The organism is Sporosarcina sp. UB5, assembly GCF_050859005.1.
Classification (GTDB): domain Bacteria; phylum Bacillota; class Bacilli; order Bacillales_A; family Planococcaceae; genus Sporosarcina.
Genome location: NZ_CP125984.1, coordinates 307,501 through 327,126, shown reverse-complemented (window position 1 = coordinate 327,126; position 19,626 = coordinate 307,501). Strand labels below are relative to the sequence as shown.

The window sequence follows — 19,626 nt, the reverse complement described above, 5'->3', positions numbered from 1 at the left end:
CTAATTCACCGTAAAATTTTATTAACATTTTCATACTCGAGGACGAGATCGTCCAATGATCGGAATTCATATCCTGCTTTTTTTGCGTCTCTAATAAAATCCGGCAGTGCTTGCGCATTATCAGGTGACACAGTATGCATCAAGATTAGCGCACCAGGGTGAAGCTGTTTCATTAGCTCATTGTAAGCATAGTCGCGACCGCGAGGTTTATTCGCATGCCAATCAATGAACGCGACGGACCAGAATATATGGCGGTAGCCTAACTCATTACCTTTACGTAAAACAGTATCATTAAAAATACCTTCAGGAGGCCGTGCATAATTCGTCCGTTTGACGCCGGCCGTTTTATATAGAAGCTCATCGAACTTCTTCCATTCTTCCTCCATTCTTTCTTCCGATAGATTTGCCATGTTCGGATGGTCGAAAGAATGATTACCAATAATATGCCCATCTTTCACCATCCTCTGGACGATAGGGGCGGCGCTTTTCAAATAGTGGCCGGTTAGAAAGAACGTCGCAGGGGCTTCCTCCTTTTTTAAAGTATCCAAAATATTTTCGGTATAGCCATTTTCATAGCCATTATCGAAAGTTAAATAAGCAATTTTTTCATCGGGATTGCCTTTATATATAGCACCATGCTTTTCGAGCATTGACTCTAAAGCGGGTCCTGCGTTCGGTGGAACACCGTTGGAAGCTTTTTTAAATCCCCAATGAAATTCCTCTGCCTTCGCCGAGAAAGGATTGAATAAAATGCCGACAACGATAATGAAAGCAGCCATAAGTATCCCTGGGCCATGTTCTTCAATCATAAAATGCACATCTCCTTTTACGGTAGGATGTGCGGCAGTGTAGTAATTATACGTATGTCACAATAGGTCATCTAGCGCTAAAGACAGAACAGGAAACTCGAATTCAAAGCCGTCCGCTAATAGCTTTTCAGGAGTCACATATTGTCCTTCCAAGACGAGAGAACTCTTTTTCCCAAGTGCCAGCTTCATAATTGGTGAAGGTGCTGGAAACCAATGTGGTCGATGCAACGTAGCACCGATCATCTTTCCGAAATCGTCCATCCGAAGAGGAAATGGAGCCGTAACATTAACAGCACCTTCCAAGTCACTATTTTGCACAATATGCAAAATGGCTCGTGCAACATCCCGCACATGTACCCAGGAAACCCACTGCTGTCCGGTGCCGACTTTTCCGCCAACGAATAGTTTATAAGGCATAACGATAAGCGGCAAAGCTCCTTCATCTCTCGAAAGAACGACTCCAAATCGAGTGTAAACGGTTCGTATTCCATAATCGTTCAGCGCTGCTGCTTTCTTCTCCCAATCGCTCACCGTTCTACCAAGAAAATCTGTCGCGATTTCAGCAGACTCCTCCGTATAAATGGCCGTTTCTGATGTAGGATAAATACCAATAGCGCTCGCATTAATGAAAACGGACGGTTTTTCATCCAGCTCACCAATAATCCGGATTAATTCATCCGTCGCTTCCATCCTGCTTTCATAAATCTGCTTCTGATGCGCCTCCGTCCAACGTCCATCATTGATCGAAACCCCAGCAAGGTTAATAAACACATCCACCTCGCCAATCTCTTTCTCCGGAACAGCTCCTTCTTGCAACCAAACTACATATTTCACATTCGTACTGTCAGATTTTTTATTCCGTGAAAGAATAATGATTTCATGACCGTTTTTTACTAGTAGATCTGTTATGTGTTGTCCAATAAAACCAGAACCACCTGCGATAACAACTTTCATTCCCATTTGCATTCCCTCCAACGTTCGACCTCCATGAAGAGAACATGTATACTAATAGATAACGAGGGAGGTCGAACAGATTTGCCTGTTATAACGAAAATAACACAACAAAAACGTGATAGCGAACGTTACAATATTTTCCTAGATGAAACATACGCATTCAGCGTCCATGAATCCGTCCTCGTCAAGTACGGACTAACAAAAGGAATGCAACTCGACGAATGGTCGATGGACGAAATTACATACGAAGACGAAATCGAAAAAGCATTCAACCGCGCACTTCACTACCTATCTTTCCGAATGCGAAGCGAATTCGAGGTGAAAAAGAAGCTGCTCGACTTGGAATTTGGCGAAGCGGTCGTCCTTGAAGCCATCGTGAAATTGAGAAGACTTGGATTCCTCGACGATCAGGCATTTTCTGAAGCATTAATGCGAACACAAAAAAATGCATCCAACAAAGGCCCAAAAGCAATTCAACAAGAATTGCAGAAAAAAGGCGTTGGAAAGGAGTTGCAACAGCAAGTGCTTGAAAACTATTCAGAAGAAGAACAATTTGCAGTCGCGAAAAAACTTGCCGAAAAGGCGGCAAGGTCAAATCGCTCGATCGCACCCGCACAATTAAAGCAAAAAATTCAAAGTGCACTTGCCCGCAAAGGATTTTCCTTTGACCTAATTAGCAGTGTCATGGAAGAAATCGATTTCGGCAGGGATGAAGACGAATGGGATACGATTATTGAATCCGTTGGTGAGAAAGCATGGCGTAGGAATAAGTCAAAGCATTCCGGCTATGAATTAAGAAATCGTGTCAAACAGGCGATGTACCAGAAAGGAATACCGTTCGAACGAATTGACAGTTTCATTGAAAAAAAGGAGAACGAAGAAGATGGAGACTAAAAAATATAGTGAAATGACAGAGTACGAATTACGTTCAGAAATCGGAAGCCTTATGGAAAAAGCACGAAAGGCGGAGCAACTAGGTATGATTAATGAGTTCGCGGTTTATCAGCGTAAAGCGCTCATGGCGAAATCATATATGATTGACCCGTCAACTATCGTTCCAGGGGAAATTTACAGAATCGAAGGCGATGAAGGGGTCTTTTTCCACGTCGACTATTTGAAAGGCCGCTTTGCATGGGGATACCGCTTAGGCGGAGAGCGTGCGGAAGAGGCGTTGCCGATTGCAATGCTCCAGTCGGTGAAAGCGGGCAAATAACATTTAAAAGCTTGCCGATAACGTTTCGGCAAGCTTTTGTAATCCTTTCTACGTCTAGCTTCGGGCGCCAGAGCCTCGGGGGCATCATTGCTCCCAACGCTTCGCTTTTGCTCGCAAAAGCCGTTCTACGTGACGGCTTTGCCTGTCGGCTCTAAGCAGGCGCCCTCCGCTTTTGTTAAGAATTTGGAATGAAATTCAGTTTTTTACGGAGCTTGTCCTCTGAAAAAATCCATCCTGTATACGAATTGATGACTTCCATGTCTTCGTTAATATGTGCAACAGCGACGAACGGATAGTAACTCTTACTTCGATAACGCAAATCGATGAGTCGCACTTCGTATAAGTGATCGACATAAGAAACCGACCATCTGTAAATTGGGGAAAAAGAGACGAAAGCCTGTATATTTTTATCTTCCATCGCTGCATCAATATAAGGGGATTTTGGCATCGGCTCGCGTTTGAATCGATCGTAAATATTGACCGAACGCCCATATGCCCGCCCGACATAATGGCATTCCTTATTGGATGCGGCAACTCTCCATTGGAAGAAATGCATCGTCGGCGCGATGAAAATATCATCAGCATCCGGAATAGTGTTGCGGACTGCACGCGTCACAGCTCCTTTGACGGCAAAGCGTAACAGATAATAGAAGAAAACGGTAATATACAAAAGCGTGAATGTCAGAACCGGTTCTGCACCTAACACCCATGCAACAATTGCAATAATGTGTAATCCGAAAATGATTGGGTCAAACGTATTAATGACCCCGATAGCAACCCATTGATTTGAAAATGGCCGCAATGCTTGTGTACCGTATGCGTTGAAGATGTCTACAAAAACGTGTAAAAACACTGCTAAGAACGTCCAAGCCCAAAGATGGTAAAATGCTGCTTCGGGGAAAATGAACGTCAGAATGATTGAAATGGCGAGCGGCCAAAGTAGTACTGCAGGTACCGAATGAGTAATTCCACGATGGTTTCGTATATAAACCGCATTATTCCTCAATTTAAGGACAGTATCGACATCAGGTACTAAAGAGCCTGACACGATTCCGATATATACTGCCGTCATTGTGACAGAATCTGAAGCGACGATTGGATCTGCCAATGACAACCCGCAAATGGCTGCACCCATCACAATATGTGTTCCTGTATCCAAAAAAATCACTCCTTTCCATCGCCACTAAAATGACGATGAAATGTACGACAAGCAATTGTAACTCTACTAGTAGTATATACCCTATTTTCATTAACGAAAAGCATATGCAAAACGGAGGTATTCATGCAGCTCTTTGAACGGAAACTTGAAAAAGAATTTAGAAAAGCGTTGATCACCTGGTATTTAGAAGAGAAAAGAGATCTTCCATGGAGAAGGACGTCAAATCCTTATTACATATGGGTATCTGAAGTGATGCTTCAACAAACCCGTGTTGACACAGTTATCCCTTATTATGAACGGTTTATCGAAAAATTTCCGACACTTGCCGATTTGGCCAATGCGGATGAAGAAGAAGTATTAAAAATGTGGGAAGGACTTGGATATTATTCCAGAGCCCGCAATTTGCAAGCTGGTGTGCAGGAAGTTGTAACAACATACGATAGCCGAATTCCCGAAAATCGAAAAGAGATATCAAAGTTGAAAGGTGTCGGTCCGTATACGGCAGGCGCTGTCCTCAGTATCGCATTCGGCGTTCCTGAGCATGCGGTTGACGGGAATGTGATGAGAGTGCTATCCCGCATTTTAATGATCGAAGACGATATCGCCATTCCGCGCACGCGAAAGCTATTCGAAGAAGTAGTTATGGCTTTAATTGACAAAGAAGATCCTTCGTCGTTCAATCAAGGCTTGATGGAACTAGGGGCGACTATTTGCACGCCCCGGCCGAAATGCCTTTTGTGCCCAGTTCGGGAATTTTGTGCAGCTTTCCACGAAGGAAGGCAGGAAGATCTGCCTGTAAAGTCCAAGAAAGGAAAGATGAGGACAGTGCCGGTTCTTTCGTTTGCCATCCGCAACACGGAAGGAAAATGGCTAATGACGCAACGGCCAGCGGAAGGACTTTTGGCGAATATGTGGGAGTTTCCAATGGTAGAAAACAATACCGAAACTTTGGAGAACATTGTGAAAGCCAATTTTGGATTAACCGTTGGCTCAATAACGCCATTGACCGAGTTTCGACATATATTTTCCCACCTCACATGGGAAGTGAAAAGTTATGTAGCAACGACGAATGATGTATCCCCTGACGGGATTGAATTCCTATCGGCTGCTGAAGTTGATGCATTGCCGAAGGCTGTACCTGTTATGAAAATTTGGGACGAAGTGAAAAACGGATGGATTGACAACGAAGATTGTTGAATAAAACGTAATTCCAGGAACATCATAGGAATTACGGAGGTGAAAATCCATGACCAAAATAGATCGAGACAAATTTAATTACCCACTACCAAAAAACTTCAAGTATTCAAACGACGTTAAAAATCGGTCTATGTCTGAAGAGTTTGCAGCTGAAACAGATGTGAACGAAGTTCGTAAGCAAAATCAGCAGTCACAAATGAACAAAACGAACACATTTCGTGGAGCTAGTAGTTACAATAATCTGTCTCAATAATGGATGGACATCACCTGCCGGCAGCTATAGCTGCCGGTTTTTTTATTAGTAATTGAGGGCGTTAATTAATTGACAAAATAATGCAGAATAATTCAATCTGATTTGAACATCATAGTCGTTACGGAGGTGAAAATCCATGACAAACAAAAATCGAAACCAAAATCAACAAATGACGCAAGCTTCGTTTACAAACGCAAACAAAGTGAAACAACAAATTATGTCTGAAGAGTTTGGTTCTGAAACAGATGTAAACGAAGTGCGCCAACAAAACCAGCAATCAGAAATGAACAAAACAAACACTTCTGGTGGAGCTGGTAGTTTCGGAAGTCAGTCGAAATAATGGATGGTCACCACCTGCCGGCAGCTAAAGCTGCCGGTTTTTTAAAGTTATTTCAAAGGGTAAACATTTCAATTTTCATTGGAAAATTGGTATAATACACGGATAGTAGCTTTTTTGAATTTCAAAGGTGGTTTTACGAGTGACAATACCGAAAGAAGGCGAAACGATACAGGTACATAGTTATAAGCATGATGGCAATATCCATCGTGTGTGGCAAGAAACAACCGTATTGAAGGGAACACGGAATATTGTAATCGGTGCGAATGAGCGAACGCTCGTCACAGAAGCGGACGGCAGGACGTGGCTGACGAGAGAGCCTTCAATCTGTTACTTCCATGCAGAGCATTGGTTCAATATTATTTGCATGCTCCGTGAAGACGGGGTCTATTATTATGTGAATATGAGTTCACCTTTCGTCTTTGACCACCAAGCGTTGAAATATATCGATTATGATCTTGATGTAAAAGTGTTTCCAGATATGAGTTATTTGATCTTGGATGAAGATGAATACGCCGACCATAAAAAGAAGATGAATTATCCTGAAGTGATTGACAAAATATTAAAGCGTAACCTTGAAAAACTGCTCATGTGGATCAAAAAGCGCAAAGGGCCATTTGCACCGGATTTCATTGAAGTGTGGACTTCGAGGTATCAGTTTTATAAGCATGTAAAGAAAAACGATCAATGAGAGCCTGTCTGCGTTTAATGCAGTTGGGCTTTTTGTTGTTGGAGGAGGATGGAGATGGGAGAGAGTATTAAAAGATACTTACGATTTGTAAAGCCATATAATTGGCAGATTATGTTGACGATCTTCATTGGAGTCGTAAAATTTGCCATTCCGCTTTTCATTCCTTACCTTATTAAAATTGTTATCGACGACATTATCGGGGCGGAAACGCTAACGGATGCAGAAAAATCGAAGCAGCTTTTCCTTTGGCTCGGGGGTACCGTTTTACTCTTTTTCATCATTAGGCCGCCTGTTGAATACTACCGCCAATATTTTGCGCAATACGTCAGCAATAAAATCTTATACGATATCCGTGAGAACTTGTATGGGCATTTGCAGAAGCTTGGGCTACGCTACTATTCCAATACGCGGGCAGGAGAAGTCATTTCGCGTGTTATTAATGACGTAGAGCAGACGAAAAACTTCGTCACAATCGGTTTAATGAACGTCTGGCTCGACTTGGCGACAATTATTATTGCAACATGCGTTATGCTTACGATGGATGTTCCGTTGACGATTGTAACATTACTTGCATTTCCTTTTTACGCATACAGTGTAAAGCATTTTTTCGGGAAGTTGAGAGCATTGACGAGGAAGCGTTCACAGGCACTTGCCGACGTGCAAAGTTATTTGCATGAAAGAGTGACGGGAATTAGCGTCATTAAAAGCTTTGCACTTGAGGATAAAGAGCAGGAGCGATTTGACGAGACAAACGGCAACTTCCTCGATAAGGCCCTAGATCATACGCGATGGAATGCTAAGGCGTTTGCAGTCGTTAATACAATTACCGATGTCGCTCCTTTGCTCGTAATTTCCTATGCTGGCTATCAAGTGATCAACGGTTCGTTGTCGGTCGGTGTGATGGTGGCATTTATTGCGTACATAGATCGGCTGTATAATCCGTTGCGGCGGTTAGTCAATGCATCAACGACGTTAACGCAATCGTTTGCATCGATGGACAGAGTTTTTGAACTGATGGAAGAACCTTACGATATTAACGATAAAAACAATGCCAAAGAGCTGCCACGTATTAAAGGTGAAATCCAATTCGATCATGTCGGGTTTTCGTATGAAGAAGATGATGGCCCGGTGTTGAGGGATGTCAACTTTACGGTTAAACCTGGCGAGACGGTGGCGTTAGTCGGAATGAGTGGCGGAGGGAAGTCGACAATCGTTAGTCTCATTCCACGGTTTTACGATGTAACGGCGGGCTCGATTCGAATTGACGGGTACGATGTGCGCGATATTCAATTGAAATCGTTGCGCGACCAGATAGGAATCGTCCTTCAAGATAGCATCCTTTTCAGTGATTCGGTAAAGAGCAATATTTTGATGGGGAATCCGGACGCAACAGATGACGAAGTAATTGCTGCTGCTAAAGCGGCGAACGCGCATGATTTCATCGAATCGTTGCCGGAAGGATACGACACGACCGTCGGCGAGCGGGGCGTTAAACTATCGGGTGGACAGAAACAGCGGATTGCAATTGCGCGAGTGTTTCTAAAGAATCCACCATTGCTCATTTTGGATGAAGCAACATCTGCATTAGATCTTGAAAGTGAAGCGCTCATCCAAGAATCTTTGGAACGGCTTGCTAGTGATAGGACAACTGTAATTGTTGCGCACCGACTATCAACGATTACCCATGCCGACAAGATTTTCGTCATTGACCATGGGGAGTTGAAAGAAGTCGGCAGCCACGAAGAACTGATGGCGCAACAAGGCATTTACTACAATCTATTTCAAGTTCAATCGCTATAAAAAGTGAAGCTACCGGACATCCGGTAGCTTTTTTTATTTCAGCCATTCGGCAATCGCGTCCAAAGAGAGCTCCCTCGCGCTTACGTGAGCCATCCCGCGCTCAAAGCGATCCATCTATGAACATTGCATATTGTCTTTTAACAGAAAGTATACTAGTCGTAATTAGATGTTTCTGAAAACAACTAAAACGAAAAGGTGATCTGATGAATGAAAGGAAGAAAATTCTTGAGGTAAACGACTTGCAGACTACCTTTTTCACAGACTCCGGCAATATTCCTGCCGTTGATCATATCGATTTTTATCTTCGGGATGGCGAGATTTTAGGAATCGTTGGGGAATCGGGATGCGGAAAAAGTGTTACCTCCTTATCAATAATGGGGCTCGTGCCAAGTCCCCCTGGGAAAATTACAAACGGGGAAATTGTGTACAACGGACGCAATTTAATTGGCTTGTCCGAAAAAATGATGAGACAGATTCGCGGCAATGACATCGCAATGATTTTTCAGGAGCCGATGACTTCATTGAATCCGCTGTTCACGATTGGCAATCAGATGGTCGAAGCGATTTTAATTCACGAAAAAGGGTGGTCGAAAACGAAGGCTGAAGTGAGAGCGATTGAGATGTTAAAGCTTGTCGGCTTGCCCCGCCCCGATGGATTGCTGAAAGACTATCCTCACCAATTGTCGGGTGGCATGAGACAGAGGGTCATGATTGCGATGGCGCTCGTCTGTAACCCGAAAATATTAATAGCAGATGAACCGACGACGGCACTCGATGTGACAATTCAAGCGCAAATATTGAAACTGATGAAAGATCTGAATGTCCGGTTAGGAACTGCCATATTATTAATTACCCATGATCTTGGAGTTGTTGCGGAAACGTGTGAGCGGGTCATCGTCATGTACGCGGGTCAAATCATTGAAGAGGCGCCAACGAAACTTATTTTTCAAGACCCCAAGCATCCGTATACGAAAGGTTTGATCCAGTCGGTGCCGGATATGCGCTTTAAAAAGGATCGACTTCATTCCATTCCAGGGAATGTGCCGAAGCCCGGTTCCATAACGAGCGGCTGCAGGTTCGCGGCGCGATGCGAATTTGCGTTTGACCGATGCTTTCAGGAAAACCCGGAGCTCTATAAAACAGCGGATGTGCATCAAACCCGTTGTTTTCTATATGACGATGGAAGGGTGAAGTCGGATGGCCAAAACACCTTTATTGAAAGTTGAGAACTTGAAAAAATACTTTCCCGTTAAGAAAGGGATGTTTGGGAAAACGATTGGTTATGTGAAGGCTGTCGATGACATCTCGTTTTTCGTGAATGAAGGTGAAACGCTAGGAATTGTCGGTGAAAGTGGTTGCGGGAAATCGACAACAGGGCGTGTACTCATGCGCTTACTCGAACCAACAGACGGAAAAATTGAATTCAACGGAAAGGACCTTACTTCATTAAGCGATGAAGAGATGAGAAAAACACGCCGTGATATCCAGATGGTCTTCCAGGATCCTTACGCGTCATTGAATCCCCGCCATACGATAGGCAAAATTTTGGAGGAGCCTCTCATCGTCCATGGCGTTTCGGACCCGAAAGAACGGAAGAAGAAAGTCCGTGATTTTTTGGAAGTCGTCGGATTGAACGCCTACTATGCAAGACGCTATCCGCACCAATTCAGCGGAGGGCAAAGGCAGAGGATTGGCATTGCGCGCGCCTTAATGACGAACCCCAAACTGATTATTGCGGATGAGCCCGTTTCAGCATTGGACGTGTCTATCCAAGCACAAGTGTTGAATCTTATGCAAGATCTCCAAAAGGAGTTCAACCTCACATATATTTTCATCGCCCATGATCTCGGGGTTGTTCGGCATATTAGTGATCGAGTCGCTGTCATGTACTTAGGAAAAATGGTGGAAGTTGCAGATAGTGAGCGACTGTACGAAAAGCCATTGCATCCATATACACAAGCATTATTATCGGCTGTGCCTGTACCAGACCCGGATTTTCAGAAAGAACAGATCATCATAGAAGGAGACATCCCGAATCCGGCTGATCCGCCGACAGGGTGCACATTCCATACACGTTGTCCATTCAAAATGGACATTTGCACGAAAGTACCACCTCGGCTTATGGAACAAACTACCGGTCATTTTGTCGCCTGTCATCTTTATGAAAATGTTAGTCAGGTCGACGATGATATAAAACAATTGGAGGGGTCTCTATGAATAAAAGGAGAATGTGGTCAGCTGCGTTACTGCTATTGCTAGTTTTGTCTACTGTACTCGCTGCTTGTGGCGGTAGTGGAAGTAGCAAAAAGGATACATTAGTTTTCGGTCGTGGCGGTGACTCTACTTCGCTAGATCCGTCGCGGGTGACGGAAGGCGAAACGTTCAAAGTAACAGTTAATCTATACGAGACGCTGTTAAATTTCGGTGAGCAAGATACGACAATCCAACCTGGGCTTGCAAAAGAATGGGGTACGGATGATGGTTTGACGTATACATTTACATTGCAGGAAGGTGTCAAATTCCATGATGGTACAGATTTCAATGCTGACGCCGTCGTCAAAAACTTTGAACGCTGGGCAAACGGAGACGCTGATAAATTCCCATATTACAACTCCATGTTCGGCGGATTCAAAGGGGATGAAGGCCATGTTATCGAATCGGTTAACGCTGACGGGGATTACACGGTCATTATTAAACTGAAACGGCAACAGGCTCCATTCTTAAAAAATATAGCGATGAGCATGTTCGCTATTGCGAGCCCGACTGCATTCGAAAAAGGGGACGATCAGTTTGAAAGGAATCCTGTCGGTACAGGTCCATTCAAATTTGTGGAATGGAAATCGAATGACTCGATCACAATTGAAAAATTCGATAAGTATTGGCAAGAAGGATTACCGAAATTGGAAAAAATTATTTTCCGTTCTATCCCGGACAACTCTGCACGTTTGAATGCACTCATTGCAGGGGAAATCGATCTCGCGGACGGCATTAATCCTTCCGATGGTGAGAAAATCGAAAGCAATGCTAAGTTGCAGCTAATTGAACGTCCATCGATGAACGTCGGCTATCTCGGGTTGACAGTGACGCGTCCTCCTTTCGATAAAAAAGAAGTGCGTCAGGCGATGAACCATGCAATTGATAAGAAAACAATCATTGAATCATTCTTCGAAGGAAGGGCTAACGCTGCGAAAAACCCTATGCCTCCATCGATTTCCGGATACAACAATGATATCGAGCCTTATGAGTACAATCCTGAAAAGGCAAAGGAGCTTTTGGCGAAGGCGGGATATCCTAATGGCTTCGAAATGGAATTATGGGCAATGCCTGTTCCACGTCCTTATATGCCTGACGGTGCAAAAGTGGCTGAAGTAATCCAAAGCAATCTAGCAGATATCGGCATTAAGGCGAAAATCGTTTCGTATGAATGGCCGACTTATCTCGATAAGGCGAGTAAAGGGGAAGCGGATGCTTTCATGCTTGGCTGGACTGGAGATAACGGAGACGCCGACAACTTCCTTTATGTTCTTTTAGATGAAGATAATATCGGTAGCAACAACTATACGTATTTCAAAAATGATGAAATGCATGACCTTTTCATCGAGGCGCAAACAGAAGTGGACGAAAATAAACGGATCGAGCTTTATAAGAAAGCTCAAGAAATTATTCATGAAGAAGCGCCTTGGGTACCAATTGCCCACTCTACACCACTTCTCGCAGCTGCTAAGGAGTTAACTGGATTCGTACCGCACCCGACAGGTTCAGATCTGTTATCGAACGTAGAATTCAAATGATGGATCCACTTTTCACTTTGCATTGAACAGTAGGGGGAGTCGCTCGATTTCCCCCTTTTTCTATTTGCTTAGTCTTCCACTATTGTTACGTCTAGACTCCGGGTGGCAACAGCTCGGGTCATAAGTCAGCTCCGCTGCACGGCAAAAAGCGCCGTTTCGCGAATCTGCCTTATGCCTGTCGCTGTTAACCGCCACCCTCCACTTTTGTTTGTGAGGTGATAGTGATGCTCAGTTACGTCGGCAGAAGGTTATTGCAATTAATACCCGTTCTTCTCGGAATGGTTTTTATTGTATTCATGATGATCCGGGCGATTCCCGGCAACCCAGCGCAAGTCATTTTAGGGCAGCAGGCGACACCCGAGGCAATTGCAGCGATGAATGCAAAATTGGGACTGGACCAACCGTGGTATATTCAGTTTTTTAAGTATTTAGGTGGAATCTTACAAGGTGATTTAGGAGAATCGATGCGTACCCGCCTTCCTGTCGCCGAAGAAATCTGGCCGCATATGGCCGCGACAATGGAGCTTGCATTTTTTGCAATAGTAATCGCGATTATCGTAGGTGTTAATGCGGGGATTGTCTCGGCATGGTTTCAAAATTCATGGTTTGACTATATAGCGATGATTTTAGCGCTCGTTGGCGTTTCCATGCCTATTTTTTGGTTAGGTCTTTTAGGACAATGGGTATTTGCCATCGAATTTAGCTGGCTGCCTACAACGGGTAGGGAGCAGGTAAGGGATCCGGTCAATGCAATTACTCATTTGTATGTAATTGATACGATTATTCAAGGACGGTTCGACCAACTGTGGCAAGTGCTTCGCCACCTCGTATTACCAGGCATTGCATTGGCGACGATACCGATGGCGATTATTGCACGGATGACTCGTTCGAGCATGCTCGAAGTGATGCGTTCCGATTACATTCGAACTGCACGGGCGAAGGGGCAAAAAATGTTTTGGGTCGTTTATAAGCACGCGTTTAAAAATGCTGTCATTCCGGTTTTGACGGTCATCGGTCTTCAAATGGGGATGCTGCTCGGTGGTGCCATTTTAACTGAAACGATTTTTGCTTGGCCAGGCATCGGGCGGTATATATACGATGCTATTAACTTCCGGGATTACCCCGTCATTCAATCAGGGATTCTCGTTGTCGCCTTCATCTTCGTCATGATCAACCTAATCGTTGACTTGCTCTATGGTCTAATTGATTCGAGGATTAAATATGACTGAGGGAGGGGGAATGTGGAATGTCTGACTATACGCCTAAGATGGATGGGGTTGTTGAAGCGGAAATCGAAAGGACAACCGGCCCGTGGCGGGAGGCTTGGCGAAGTTTTCGGAGGAGCAAAGTGGCGGTCGCAGGAATGGTCATTATCCTTTTTTTTATACTGCTTGCCATTTTTGGACCTTTAGTTGTCAAAGAGGGAATTAATGAGCAAATGGCTGCCGATCGTCTCCAACCCCCTTCATCCGAGTATTGGCTTGGAACGGATGATTTCGGCAGAGATATTCTGTCACGCATTATTCACGGGGCACGAATATCGCTTTCAGTCGGGTTCCTATCCGTCATCGCCTCGGTCATTGTCGGTAGTTTTTTAGGGATTGTTGCCGGTTATTACGGTCGATGGACGGATACGATCATCTCGAGGATATTTGATATTATGCTAGCATTCCCAGCAATCTTGTTGGCAATCGCCATCGTTTCCGTTTTGGGACCAGGCCTTGAGAATGCGTTAATCGCCATTGCCATTATTAATGTTCCGAATTTCGGGCGTTTAATACGATCCAAAGTGTTAAGCATTAAGGAAGATGAATATATTATGGCGGCTAAGGCAATTGGAATGAAAGATGCCCGTATTTTATTCTCACATATCCTTCCGAATTCGATGGCGCCTGTCATCGTGCAAGGGACGCTAGCCGTTGCGACTGCTATCCTTGAAGCTGCAGCACTCGGTTTTCTTGGACTCGGAGCACAGGCGCCACAGCCTGAATGGGGTAAAATGCTTGCCGATTCAAAGTCCTATTTGCAGTCCGCCCCATGGACGATGATTTTCCCAGGCCTCTCCATTATGCTGACGGTATTAGGCTTTAACTTAGTAGGCGATGGCTTAAGAGATGCACTGGATCCGAAAATGAAAAACTAAAAAACCATCCCAGCCTGTTGGCAAACGCTCGCATCCGTTGTTGCTCGTGTCGCTCGTCCGCTCATGAACTTTAGTTCTATTCGCGTCTTCGCTCCACTTCGCGCCTAGGATGACAAGCGTTTTCAATCAGGCTGGGGATTTCCTGCGTATCACATATTTCCCTAAAAAACCATCCTTGGCTGAGAGTCCAAGGATGGTTTAATTAATAAATCTCATTCTCCAATTCATCGCTTACTTCATGTCCATGTCTACGTTGATTGGAGACAATTAGCCGATCGAGATACTCCAATTGTTCTTCATAGTTCAACAAAGAAGAAAGAACGTGGAGGAGGTGATAGGCTGTAAATTCTTCTTCCTCTTTCGTGATGGCAATTTCCTTCGCGAAAATATCCATCACTTCCTGACGTTGGATGAATTCAGCGTTCAAACTATCCATCATCCGATCCGGCTTTAACTTGCCTACAAACTTCAAATGGATCTGCTCATGATAAGTGAGCAATGCGTCAAGTCGCTCCTGGATCATCATCCGGAAATGCTCCGGAAGGTTAATCAGTTCATTTTCATAATTATGAAGTCGCGATAGCACTTCGTAACTGCTTTTTGACGTAGCAATCATCTGTCTGTAAATAACAAGCTTTCTTGCCTTTGACCGGGAGTTTTTTCGGAAATAGCTCCGTTCTTCTTTATAAAGTGAATAAAGTTGATCGACATTTGCGAGACGGTCTTTCAATTTAGCCAGCGACTTCTTTGTTGCAATATGTTCGGAAGCCTGCCTCCCTGCCAGCCGGATCCATCGGATGATCTCATCTTGTGCTTGATGGATTGCTTGAAATAGCTTTGTTTCATATTTAGGAGGCATAAACACCAAGTTAACGACGAAAGCGGAGAGTACCCCGATGACGATTGTAACGAATCGTAAAGATGCGAATGATAGGAAAGCATCTCCTTTAATTTCCATAATGGCAATCATCGTCACTAACGCTAAGGAAATGGACTTCTCAAGTCCCAATTTCAGCATAATTAATATAATGATGACTGCTGCAAGACCGACAGTTACAATTTGATGTCCGAACCCGAGCACAAAGGCGATGGCTATAATAGCGCCGATCAGATTACCTTGAATTTGCTCAATTATAGTTAAATATGACCGATAAATAGAGGGTTGAATCGCAAAGATCGCCGCAATACCTGCAAAGACTGGATTTGGCAAGTTAAGTATTTCTGCCAAAAATAGTGCGACAACGATCGCTATACCCGTTTTAAAAATGCGGGCGCCAAGTTTCATAGGATTATCCTTTCTATTAAAGGTATTCAATATAAAGAGAGCCTATTTCCGAGAATGAAGCATTTTCCAGTACTTTACCTTACCTTTTCGAACTGGTCAACTGTTCATCTGACGTGCAAGTTCTTTAAAGGAACGGTCTACCGCCTCTAGTGTATGAATGATGTCTTCTTCTTTATGCGCAATTGTGAGGAACCAAGCTTCATATTTTGAAGGAGCGAGGTTGACGCCGTTTTCGAGCATCAGTTTAAAGAATTTGGCAAAAATCTCACCGTCCGTCTGCTCAGCCTGCTCATAGTTCTCTACGATGACATCTGTGAAGAATAATGTTAGCGCACCACCAAGGCGATTAATTGTTAACGTAATGCCATGTTTTTCTGCTAATTGGAGGATGCCTTCTTCTAGCATACCACCAAGTCGATCCATTTCCTCATAGATGCCTGGTTGTTGCAATACTTCTAGGCAGGCGATGCCCGCTAGCATGGAAGCAGGATTCCCAGCCATCGTACCCGCTTGGTAGGCAGGTCCGAGTGGTGCGACAGTTTCCATAATTTCTTTTTTACCGCCATATGCACCGATTGGCAAGCCGCCGCCGATTATTTTTCCGAAAGCAATTAAATCAGCAGTCGTTCCAACCAACTTTTGAGCACTGCCATAATGGAAGCGGAAGGCTGTAATGACTTCATCATAAATAATGAGCGCACCTTTCTCCTTCGCCAACTCATGGACGAGCGGAAGGAATCCTTCATTCGGTTCGACAATGCCGAAATTCCCAACGATCGGTTCGACTAATACACACGCTACTTCGTCTCCCCATTTTTCCATCGCTTGTTTATATGCTTCCGGATCATTAAAAGGAATCGTAATTACTTCTTGGGCGATAGAAGCTGGAACACCAGCCGAATCCGGAGTACCTAACGTAGCCGGACCGGAACCTGCAGCGACGAGCACAAGATCGGAATGTCCGTGGTAGCAACCGGCAAACTTCATCACTTTCGTCCTTCCCGTGTAGGCACGTGCCACCCGGATTGTCGTCATGACAGCTTCAGTCCCTGAATTGACGAAACGGACTTTATCCATAGAAGGGATTGCCTCTTTCAACATTTTGGCGAATTTGACTTCATGCCGAGTCGGAGTACCGTAAAGCACCCCAGTTGTTGCGGCTTTCGTAATCGCCTCTGCGATATGTGGATGTGCGTGTCCTGTAATAATCGGACCATATGCACCTAAGTAATCGATATACTTATTGCCGTCGACGTCCCAAAAATAGGCACCTTCTGCTCGCTCCATTACTGTAGGGGCTCCTCCGCCAACTGCTTTATATCCACGGGAAGGACTGTTAACTCCTCCAACGATATGTTCACATGCTTCTTCATAGATCTGTTCTGATTTTGTTCTGTTCATTATTATTCCTCCGTTCAAGTCGTACAATCTCTATATTAAACAAAACTGCGCGGATACGCCAAAGAAATTGAAACTCTATCAGTTGTCCGTTACGATTGTGTTACAGAAATAAGTTGGAGGGATCGCTATGGAAAAGTTGGAAGGTATGCAAGCGCCACAAATTACATTGCCTGACGAAAACGGAGAAATCATTTCACTACGGGACTTTGAAGGGAGGAAATACGTCATTCTTTATTTTTATCCGAAAGACGCTACTCCCGGCTGTACAACACAAGCATGTGATTTCCGGGACGCCTATGAAAGCTTCAGTGACTTAAATGCAGTTATTTTAGGAGTTAGTCCAGATAATGAGGCATCACATAGACGATTTATCGAAAAGCAAGGACTGCCATTTTCATTATTAGTGGATGAAAACCATGAAGCAGCAAAAGCGTATGGTGTGTGGAAATTAAAGAAAATGTTCGGCAAGGAGTATATGGGTATCGAGCGCTCCACATTTCTAATAGACCCTACGGGGACAGTTGTAAAGGAATGGCGGAAAGTAAGAGTAAAGGGGCATATTGAAGAAGCGCTTGCTACATTGGAACAGTTGACAAAGAAGGCGTAAGGGGGAAATTAAATGAACGTATTATTCACCTTTAGAATGAAAGATGAACAAATGGAGAAGTTGAAGGCGGATTTTCCTGATATTCAATTTTGCTTCAATAGAAAGATTGATGAAGGCCCAATTGATGAATTCGAAATTATCGCCACCTATGGAGAAGATATTACTACAGAGATACTTGAACGGGCAACTTCCCTCAAATGGCTAATGGTCGCTTCCGCGGGAGTAGAGAAAATGCCGCTTGCTGAAATTGCAGAAAAAGGAATAGTAATTAGCAATGTGCGGGGAATCCATAAAACTCCGATGGCGGAAACGGCACTTGCGCATATTCTATCTCGCGGGCGGGCACTACCTGTACTAGCGGAGCAGCAAAAAAGAAAAGAGTGGAATACGAAAGTGCGCCAAACGGAATTGCGTGGATCGACAGCACTTATTCTTGGGCCAGGAGCAATTGGAGCGGAAATGGGTCGTTTGCTTCAAGCGTTCGGTGTTCGAACGATTGGCTGTAATCATTCAGGCAATCCAGCGGAATTTATGGATGAAACAATTCAATTTGATGGCCTCTTACATATGCTGCCGGAAGCGGACATTGTCATATCTGTATTGCCAAGCACTTCTAAAACAAAAGGTTTGCTCACGGAAAGTCATTTCAAGGCGATGAAGGAGACAGCTGTTTTCATGAATTTTGGTAGAGGCGATCTCGTGAAGGAGTCTATCCTTGTAGACGCTTTAAAAAATGGTGAGATTGCACACGCAGTCCTTGATGTGTTTGAAATTGAACCACTGCCCGCGGAAAGTGAGTTATGGTCTTTATCAAATATAACAATTTCTCCGCATGTCTCCAGCCATTCTGGGAAGTATATAGAGAGAGCGCTAGAATTTTTCACTGAAAATCTGGAAAAGTGGAAAAATGGAGATGACAACTTAACCAATTTGGTTGACCCGGCAAAAGGGTATTAATCCAAGGTTTGATTCGTCTCAAAGGATAGCACTTTAGTTGACAAATATGCCTAAACTCAGTAAACTAATTATAATGATTATAAAGAAGTAATCTTTATGGATTGGAGTGTTGGCGATGTCTGAAGTGTTTTTGAAAGACGCGCTTGTCACATTGAAGGAAAGCGGTGTTCGGATTACACCGCAAAGACATGCCATTTTAGAATTCCTTATTTCTTCCAAGACGCACCCTACAGCAGATGAAATTTACAGAGCGCTAGAAGCTGATTTTCCAAATATGAGTGTTGCGACCGTATATAATAATCTGCGTGTTTTCCGGAATGCCGGACTTGTAAAGGAACTCACTTATGGAGATTCTTCAAGTCGTTTCGATTTTGTCACCCATGATCATTATCACATCATTTGTGATAGCTGTGGGAAAATCGTAGACTTCCATCACCCTGGACTTGAGGAAGTTGAGCATCTTGCTTCCCATGTTACGGGATTCGAAGTGAATTCCCATCGGCTTGAAGTATACGGAACATGTCCTGAATGTGCGGCAGGTGCCAATAAAGCAAAGTAAAAAAACCGGTTCCGAAGTTGACAAACGGAACCGGTTTTCTTATTTTTCTTCTGACGTTTCTTTTTTAGTCGACGGACGGTTATATGCCACATCGAATTCTTTTCCTTCCAATGAAGGGTCCAAAGTGAGTGGCTCTCTGCAGTGGCCGCACATATCAACCCGGCCAAGCATTTTAGTCGCTTTACCGCAATTTGGACAGACAATCTGCACTGCCCTCGTCGACAACGTTCCAATCCAAGCATAAACAACCGTACTGCCTAGAATGGCAAGAAGCCCTAGAACCATAAATAGTAACATGACGATTTCATTATTTCTGAAGAAAATTCCAAGATACATAATGACGACCCCTATGAAAATTAGGGATAGCGCAAATGACCGGATTCGGTTAATTTTATTTTTATAAGGCCTCATCTGTAATCCTCCTTACTATAAATAATGTTGAATAATCCGAACGCTCCTCACTCAATATA

21 protein-coding genes are annotated in these 19,626 nt (G+C 43.9%); 15 read left to right on the top strand and 6 right to left on the bottom strand.

Annotated features, from left to right (window positions below; genetic code table 11):
* Positions 1-5: 5 nt before the first annotated feature.
* Positions 6-809, bottom strand: a complete 804-nt coding sequence (locus QM454_RS01940) for a polysaccharide deacetylase family protein (RefSeq protein ID WP_432360846.1) — start codon at positions 807-809, stop codon at positions 6-8.
* Between the two features lie 57 nt (positions 810-866).
* Positions 867-1,763 carry a TIGR01777 family oxidoreductase gene (locus tag QM454_RS01935; RefSeq protein WP_432363827.1) on the bottom strand — a complete coding sequence of 299 codons (897 nt, stop codon included), beginning with the start codon at positions 1,761-1,763 and terminating at the stop codon, positions 867-869.
* An 81-nt stretch (positions 1,764-1,844) separates the two neighbouring features.
* Between QM454_RS01935 and recX the strand changes: the two genes are divergently transcribed.
* A complete protein-coding gene (gene recX / locus QM454_RS01930) occupies positions 1,845-2,657 on the top strand; it encodes a recombination regulator RecX (protein WP_432360843.1) in 813 nt (270 codons plus the stop codon).
* Positions 2,647-2,976, top strand: a complete 330-nt coding sequence (locus QM454_RS01925; protein WP_432360840.1) for a YfhH family protein — start codon at positions 2,647-2,649, stop codon at positions 2,974-2,976. Before recX ends, QM454_RS01925 begins: the two co-directional genes overlap by 11 nt.
* 175 nt (positions 2,977-3,151) lie before the next feature.
* Here QM454_RS01925 and QM454_RS01920 read toward each other — a convergent pair whose 3' ends face one another.
* Entirely contained in the window at positions 3,152-4,135 is a 984-nt protein-coding gene (locus tag QM454_RS01920) for a metal-dependent hydrolase (protein WP_432360837.1), read from the bottom strand.
* Positions 4,136-4,258: 123 nt separating this feature from the next.
* Here QM454_RS01920 and mutY point away from each other — a divergent pair, with 123 nt between their 5' ends.
* The 10 genes from mutY (at position 4,259) to nikC (ending at position 14,347) form a co-directional block, all read left to right on the top strand.
* Complete coding sequence (gene mutY, locus QM454_RS01915) at positions 4,259-5,332, top strand: A/G-specific adenine glycosylase (protein ID WP_432360834.1); 1,074 nt, start codon at positions 4,259-4,261, stop codon at positions 5,330-5,332.
* Positions 5,333-5,381: 49 nt separating this feature from the next.
* Complete coding sequence (locus QM454_RS01910) at positions 5,382-5,585, top strand: gamma-type small acid-soluble spore protein (RefSeq protein ID WP_432360831.1); 204 nt, start codon at positions 5,382-5,384, stop codon at positions 5,583-5,585.
* A 136-nt stretch (positions 5,586-5,721) separates the two neighbouring features.
* Positions 5,722-5,925, top strand: a complete 204-nt coding sequence (locus QM454_RS01905; RefSeq protein ID WP_432360828.1) for a gamma-type small acid-soluble spore protein — start codon at positions 5,722-5,724, stop codon at positions 5,923-5,925.
* A 139-nt stretch (positions 5,926-6,064) separates the two neighbouring features.
* Entirely contained in the window at positions 6,065-6,613 is a 549-nt protein-coding gene (gene ntdP / locus QM454_RS01900) for a nucleoside tri-diphosphate phosphatase (protein WP_432360826.1), read from the top strand.
* 54 nt (positions 6,614-6,667) lie between these two features.
* A complete protein-coding gene (locus QM454_RS01895) occupies positions 6,668-8,413 on the top strand; it encodes an ABC transporter ATP-binding protein (RefSeq protein WP_432360823.1) in 1,746 nt (581 codons plus the stop codon).
* Between the two features lie 203 nt (positions 8,414-8,616).
* Complete coding sequence (locus QM454_RS01890) at positions 8,617-9,639, top strand: ABC transporter ATP-binding protein (protein WP_432360821.1); 1,023 nt, start codon at positions 8,617-8,619, stop codon at positions 9,637-9,639.
* A complete protein-coding gene (locus QM454_RS01885; RefSeq protein WP_432360818.1) occupies positions 9,611-10,630 on the top strand; it encodes an ABC transporter ATP-binding protein in 1,020 nt (339 codons plus the stop codon). The genes QM454_RS01890 and QM454_RS01885 overlap by 29 nt, the downstream gene beginning before the upstream one ends.
* The gene (locus QM454_RS01880; protein ID WP_432360815.1) at positions 10,627-12,204 is read left to right on the top strand and encodes an ABC transporter substrate-binding protein; all 1,578 of its coding nucleotides are present in this window, start codon (positions 10,627-10,629) and stop codon (positions 12,202-12,204) included. The genes QM454_RS01885 and QM454_RS01880 overlap by 4 nt, the downstream gene beginning before the upstream one ends.
* A gap of 224 nt (positions 12,205-12,428) precedes the next feature.
* Entirely contained in the window at positions 12,429-13,433 is a 1,005-nt protein-coding gene (locus QM454_RS01875) for an ABC transporter permease (RefSeq protein WP_432360812.1), read from the top strand.
* Between the two features lie 17 nt (positions 13,434-13,450).
* A complete protein-coding gene (gene nikC, locus QM454_RS01870; RefSeq protein WP_432360811.1) occupies positions 13,451-14,347 on the top strand; it encodes a nickel transporter permease in 897 nt (298 codons plus the stop codon).
* A gap of 202 nt (positions 14,348-14,549) precedes the next feature.
* Here nikC and QM454_RS01865 read toward each other — a convergent pair whose 3' ends face one another.
* A complete protein-coding gene (locus tag QM454_RS01865; protein WP_432360808.1) occupies positions 14,550-15,632 on the bottom strand; it encodes an FUSC family protein in 1,083 nt (360 codons plus the stop codon).
* Between the two features lie 96 nt (positions 15,633-15,728).
* Positions 15,729-17,033, bottom strand: coding sequence for a glutamate-1-semialdehyde 2,1-aminomutase (locus tag QM454_RS01860; protein WP_432360806.1), 1,305 nt, complete (start codon positions 17,031-17,033; stop codon positions 15,729-15,731).
* 127 nt (positions 17,034-17,160) lie between these two features.
* On the opposite strand from QM454_RS01860, the gene bcp reads away from it, so the two are divergent.
* The 3 genes from bcp (at position 17,161) to perR (ending at position 19,156) form a co-directional block, all read left to right on the top strand.
* Complete coding sequence (gene bcp / locus QM454_RS01855) at positions 17,161-17,640, top strand: thioredoxin-dependent thiol peroxidase (RefSeq protein WP_432360804.1); 480 nt, start codon at positions 17,161-17,163, stop codon at positions 17,638-17,640.
* A 12-nt stretch (positions 17,641-17,652) separates the two neighbouring features.
* A complete protein-coding gene (locus QM454_RS01850; RefSeq protein WP_432360801.1) occupies positions 17,653-18,597 on the top strand; it encodes a D-2-hydroxyacid dehydrogenase in 945 nt (314 codons plus the stop codon).
* Between the two features lie 115 nt (positions 18,598-18,712).
* Positions 18,713-19,156 carry a peroxide-responsive transcriptional repressor PerR gene (perR, locus tag QM454_RS01845; RefSeq protein ID WP_432360799.1) on the top strand — a complete coding sequence of 148 codons (444 nt, stop codon included), beginning with the start codon at positions 18,713-18,715 and terminating at the stop codon, positions 19,154-19,156.
* 39 nt (positions 19,157-19,195) lie between these two features.
* Here perR and QM454_RS01840 read toward each other — a convergent pair whose 3' ends face one another.
* Entirely contained in the window at positions 19,196-19,567 is a 372-nt protein-coding gene (locus QM454_RS01840) for a YgzB family protein (RefSeq protein WP_432360796.1), read from the bottom strand.
* Positions 19,568-19,626: the final 59 nt, after the last annotated feature.

Coding starts and splice junctions, on each gene's coding strand:
- QM454_RS01940 (WP_432360846.1), bottom strand. CDS start 809: ATGATTGAAGAACATGGCCCAGGGATACTTATGGCTGCTTTCATTATC.
- QM454_RS01935 (WP_432363827.1), bottom strand. CDS start 1,763: ATGAAAGTTGTTATCGCAGGTGGTTCTGGTTTTATTGGACAACACATA.
- QM454_RS01925 (WP_432360840.1), top strand. CDS start 2,647: ATGGAGACTAAAAAATATAGTGAAATGACAGAGTACGAATTACGTTCA.
- mutY (WP_432360834.1), top strand. CDS start 4,259: ATGCAGCTCTTTGAACGGAAACTTGAAAAAGAATTTAGAAAAGCGTTG.
- QM454_RS01910 (WP_432360831.1), top strand. CDS start 5,382: ATGACCAAAATAGATCGAGACAAATTTAATTACCCACTACCAAAAAAC.
- QM454_RS01905 (WP_432360828.1), top strand. CDS start 5,722: ATGACAAACAAAAATCGAAACCAAAATCAACAAATGACGCAAGCTTCG.
- QM454_RS01895 (WP_432360823.1), top strand. CDS start 6,668: ATGGGAGAGAGTATTAAAAGATACTTACGATTTGTAAAGCCATATAAT.
- QM454_RS01890 (WP_432360821.1), top strand. CDS start 8,617: ATGAATGAAAGGAAGAAAATTCTTGAGGTAAACGACTTGCAGACTACC.
- QM454_RS01885 (WP_432360818.1), top strand. CDS start 9,611: ATGGCCAAAACACCTTTATTGAAAGTTGAGAACTTGAAAAAATACTTT.
- QM454_RS01880 (WP_432360815.1), top strand. CDS start 10,627: ATGAATAAAAGGAGAATGTGGTCAGCTGCGTTACTGCTATTGCTAGTT.
- QM454_RS01875 (WP_432360812.1), top strand. CDS start 12,429: ATGCTCAGTTACGTCGGCAGAAGGTTATTGCAATTAATACCCGTTCTT.
- nikC (WP_432360811.1), top strand. CDS start 13,451: ATGTCTGACTATACGCCTAAGATGGATGGGGTTGTTGAAGCGGAAATC.
- QM454_RS01865 (WP_432360808.1), bottom strand. CDS start 15,632: ATGAAACTTGGCGCCCGCATTTTTAAAACGGGTATAGCGATCGTTGTC.
- QM454_RS01860 (WP_432360806.1), bottom strand. CDS start 17,033: ATGAACAGAACAAAATCAGAACAGATCTATGAAGAAGCATGTGAACAT.
- bcp (WP_432360804.1), top strand. CDS start 17,161: ATGGAAAAGTTGGAAGGTATGCAAGCGCCACAAATTACATTGCCTGAC.
- QM454_RS01850 (WP_432360801.1), top strand. CDS start 17,653: ATGAACGTATTATTCACCTTTAGAATGAAAGATGAACAAATGGAGAAG.
- perR (WP_432360799.1), top strand. CDS start 18,713: ATGTCTGAAGTGTTTTTGAAAGACGCGCTTGTCACATTGAAGGAAAGC.
- QM454_RS01840 (WP_432360796.1), bottom strand. CDS start 19,567: ATGAGGCCTTATAAAAATAAAATTAACCGAATCCGGTCATTTGCGCTA.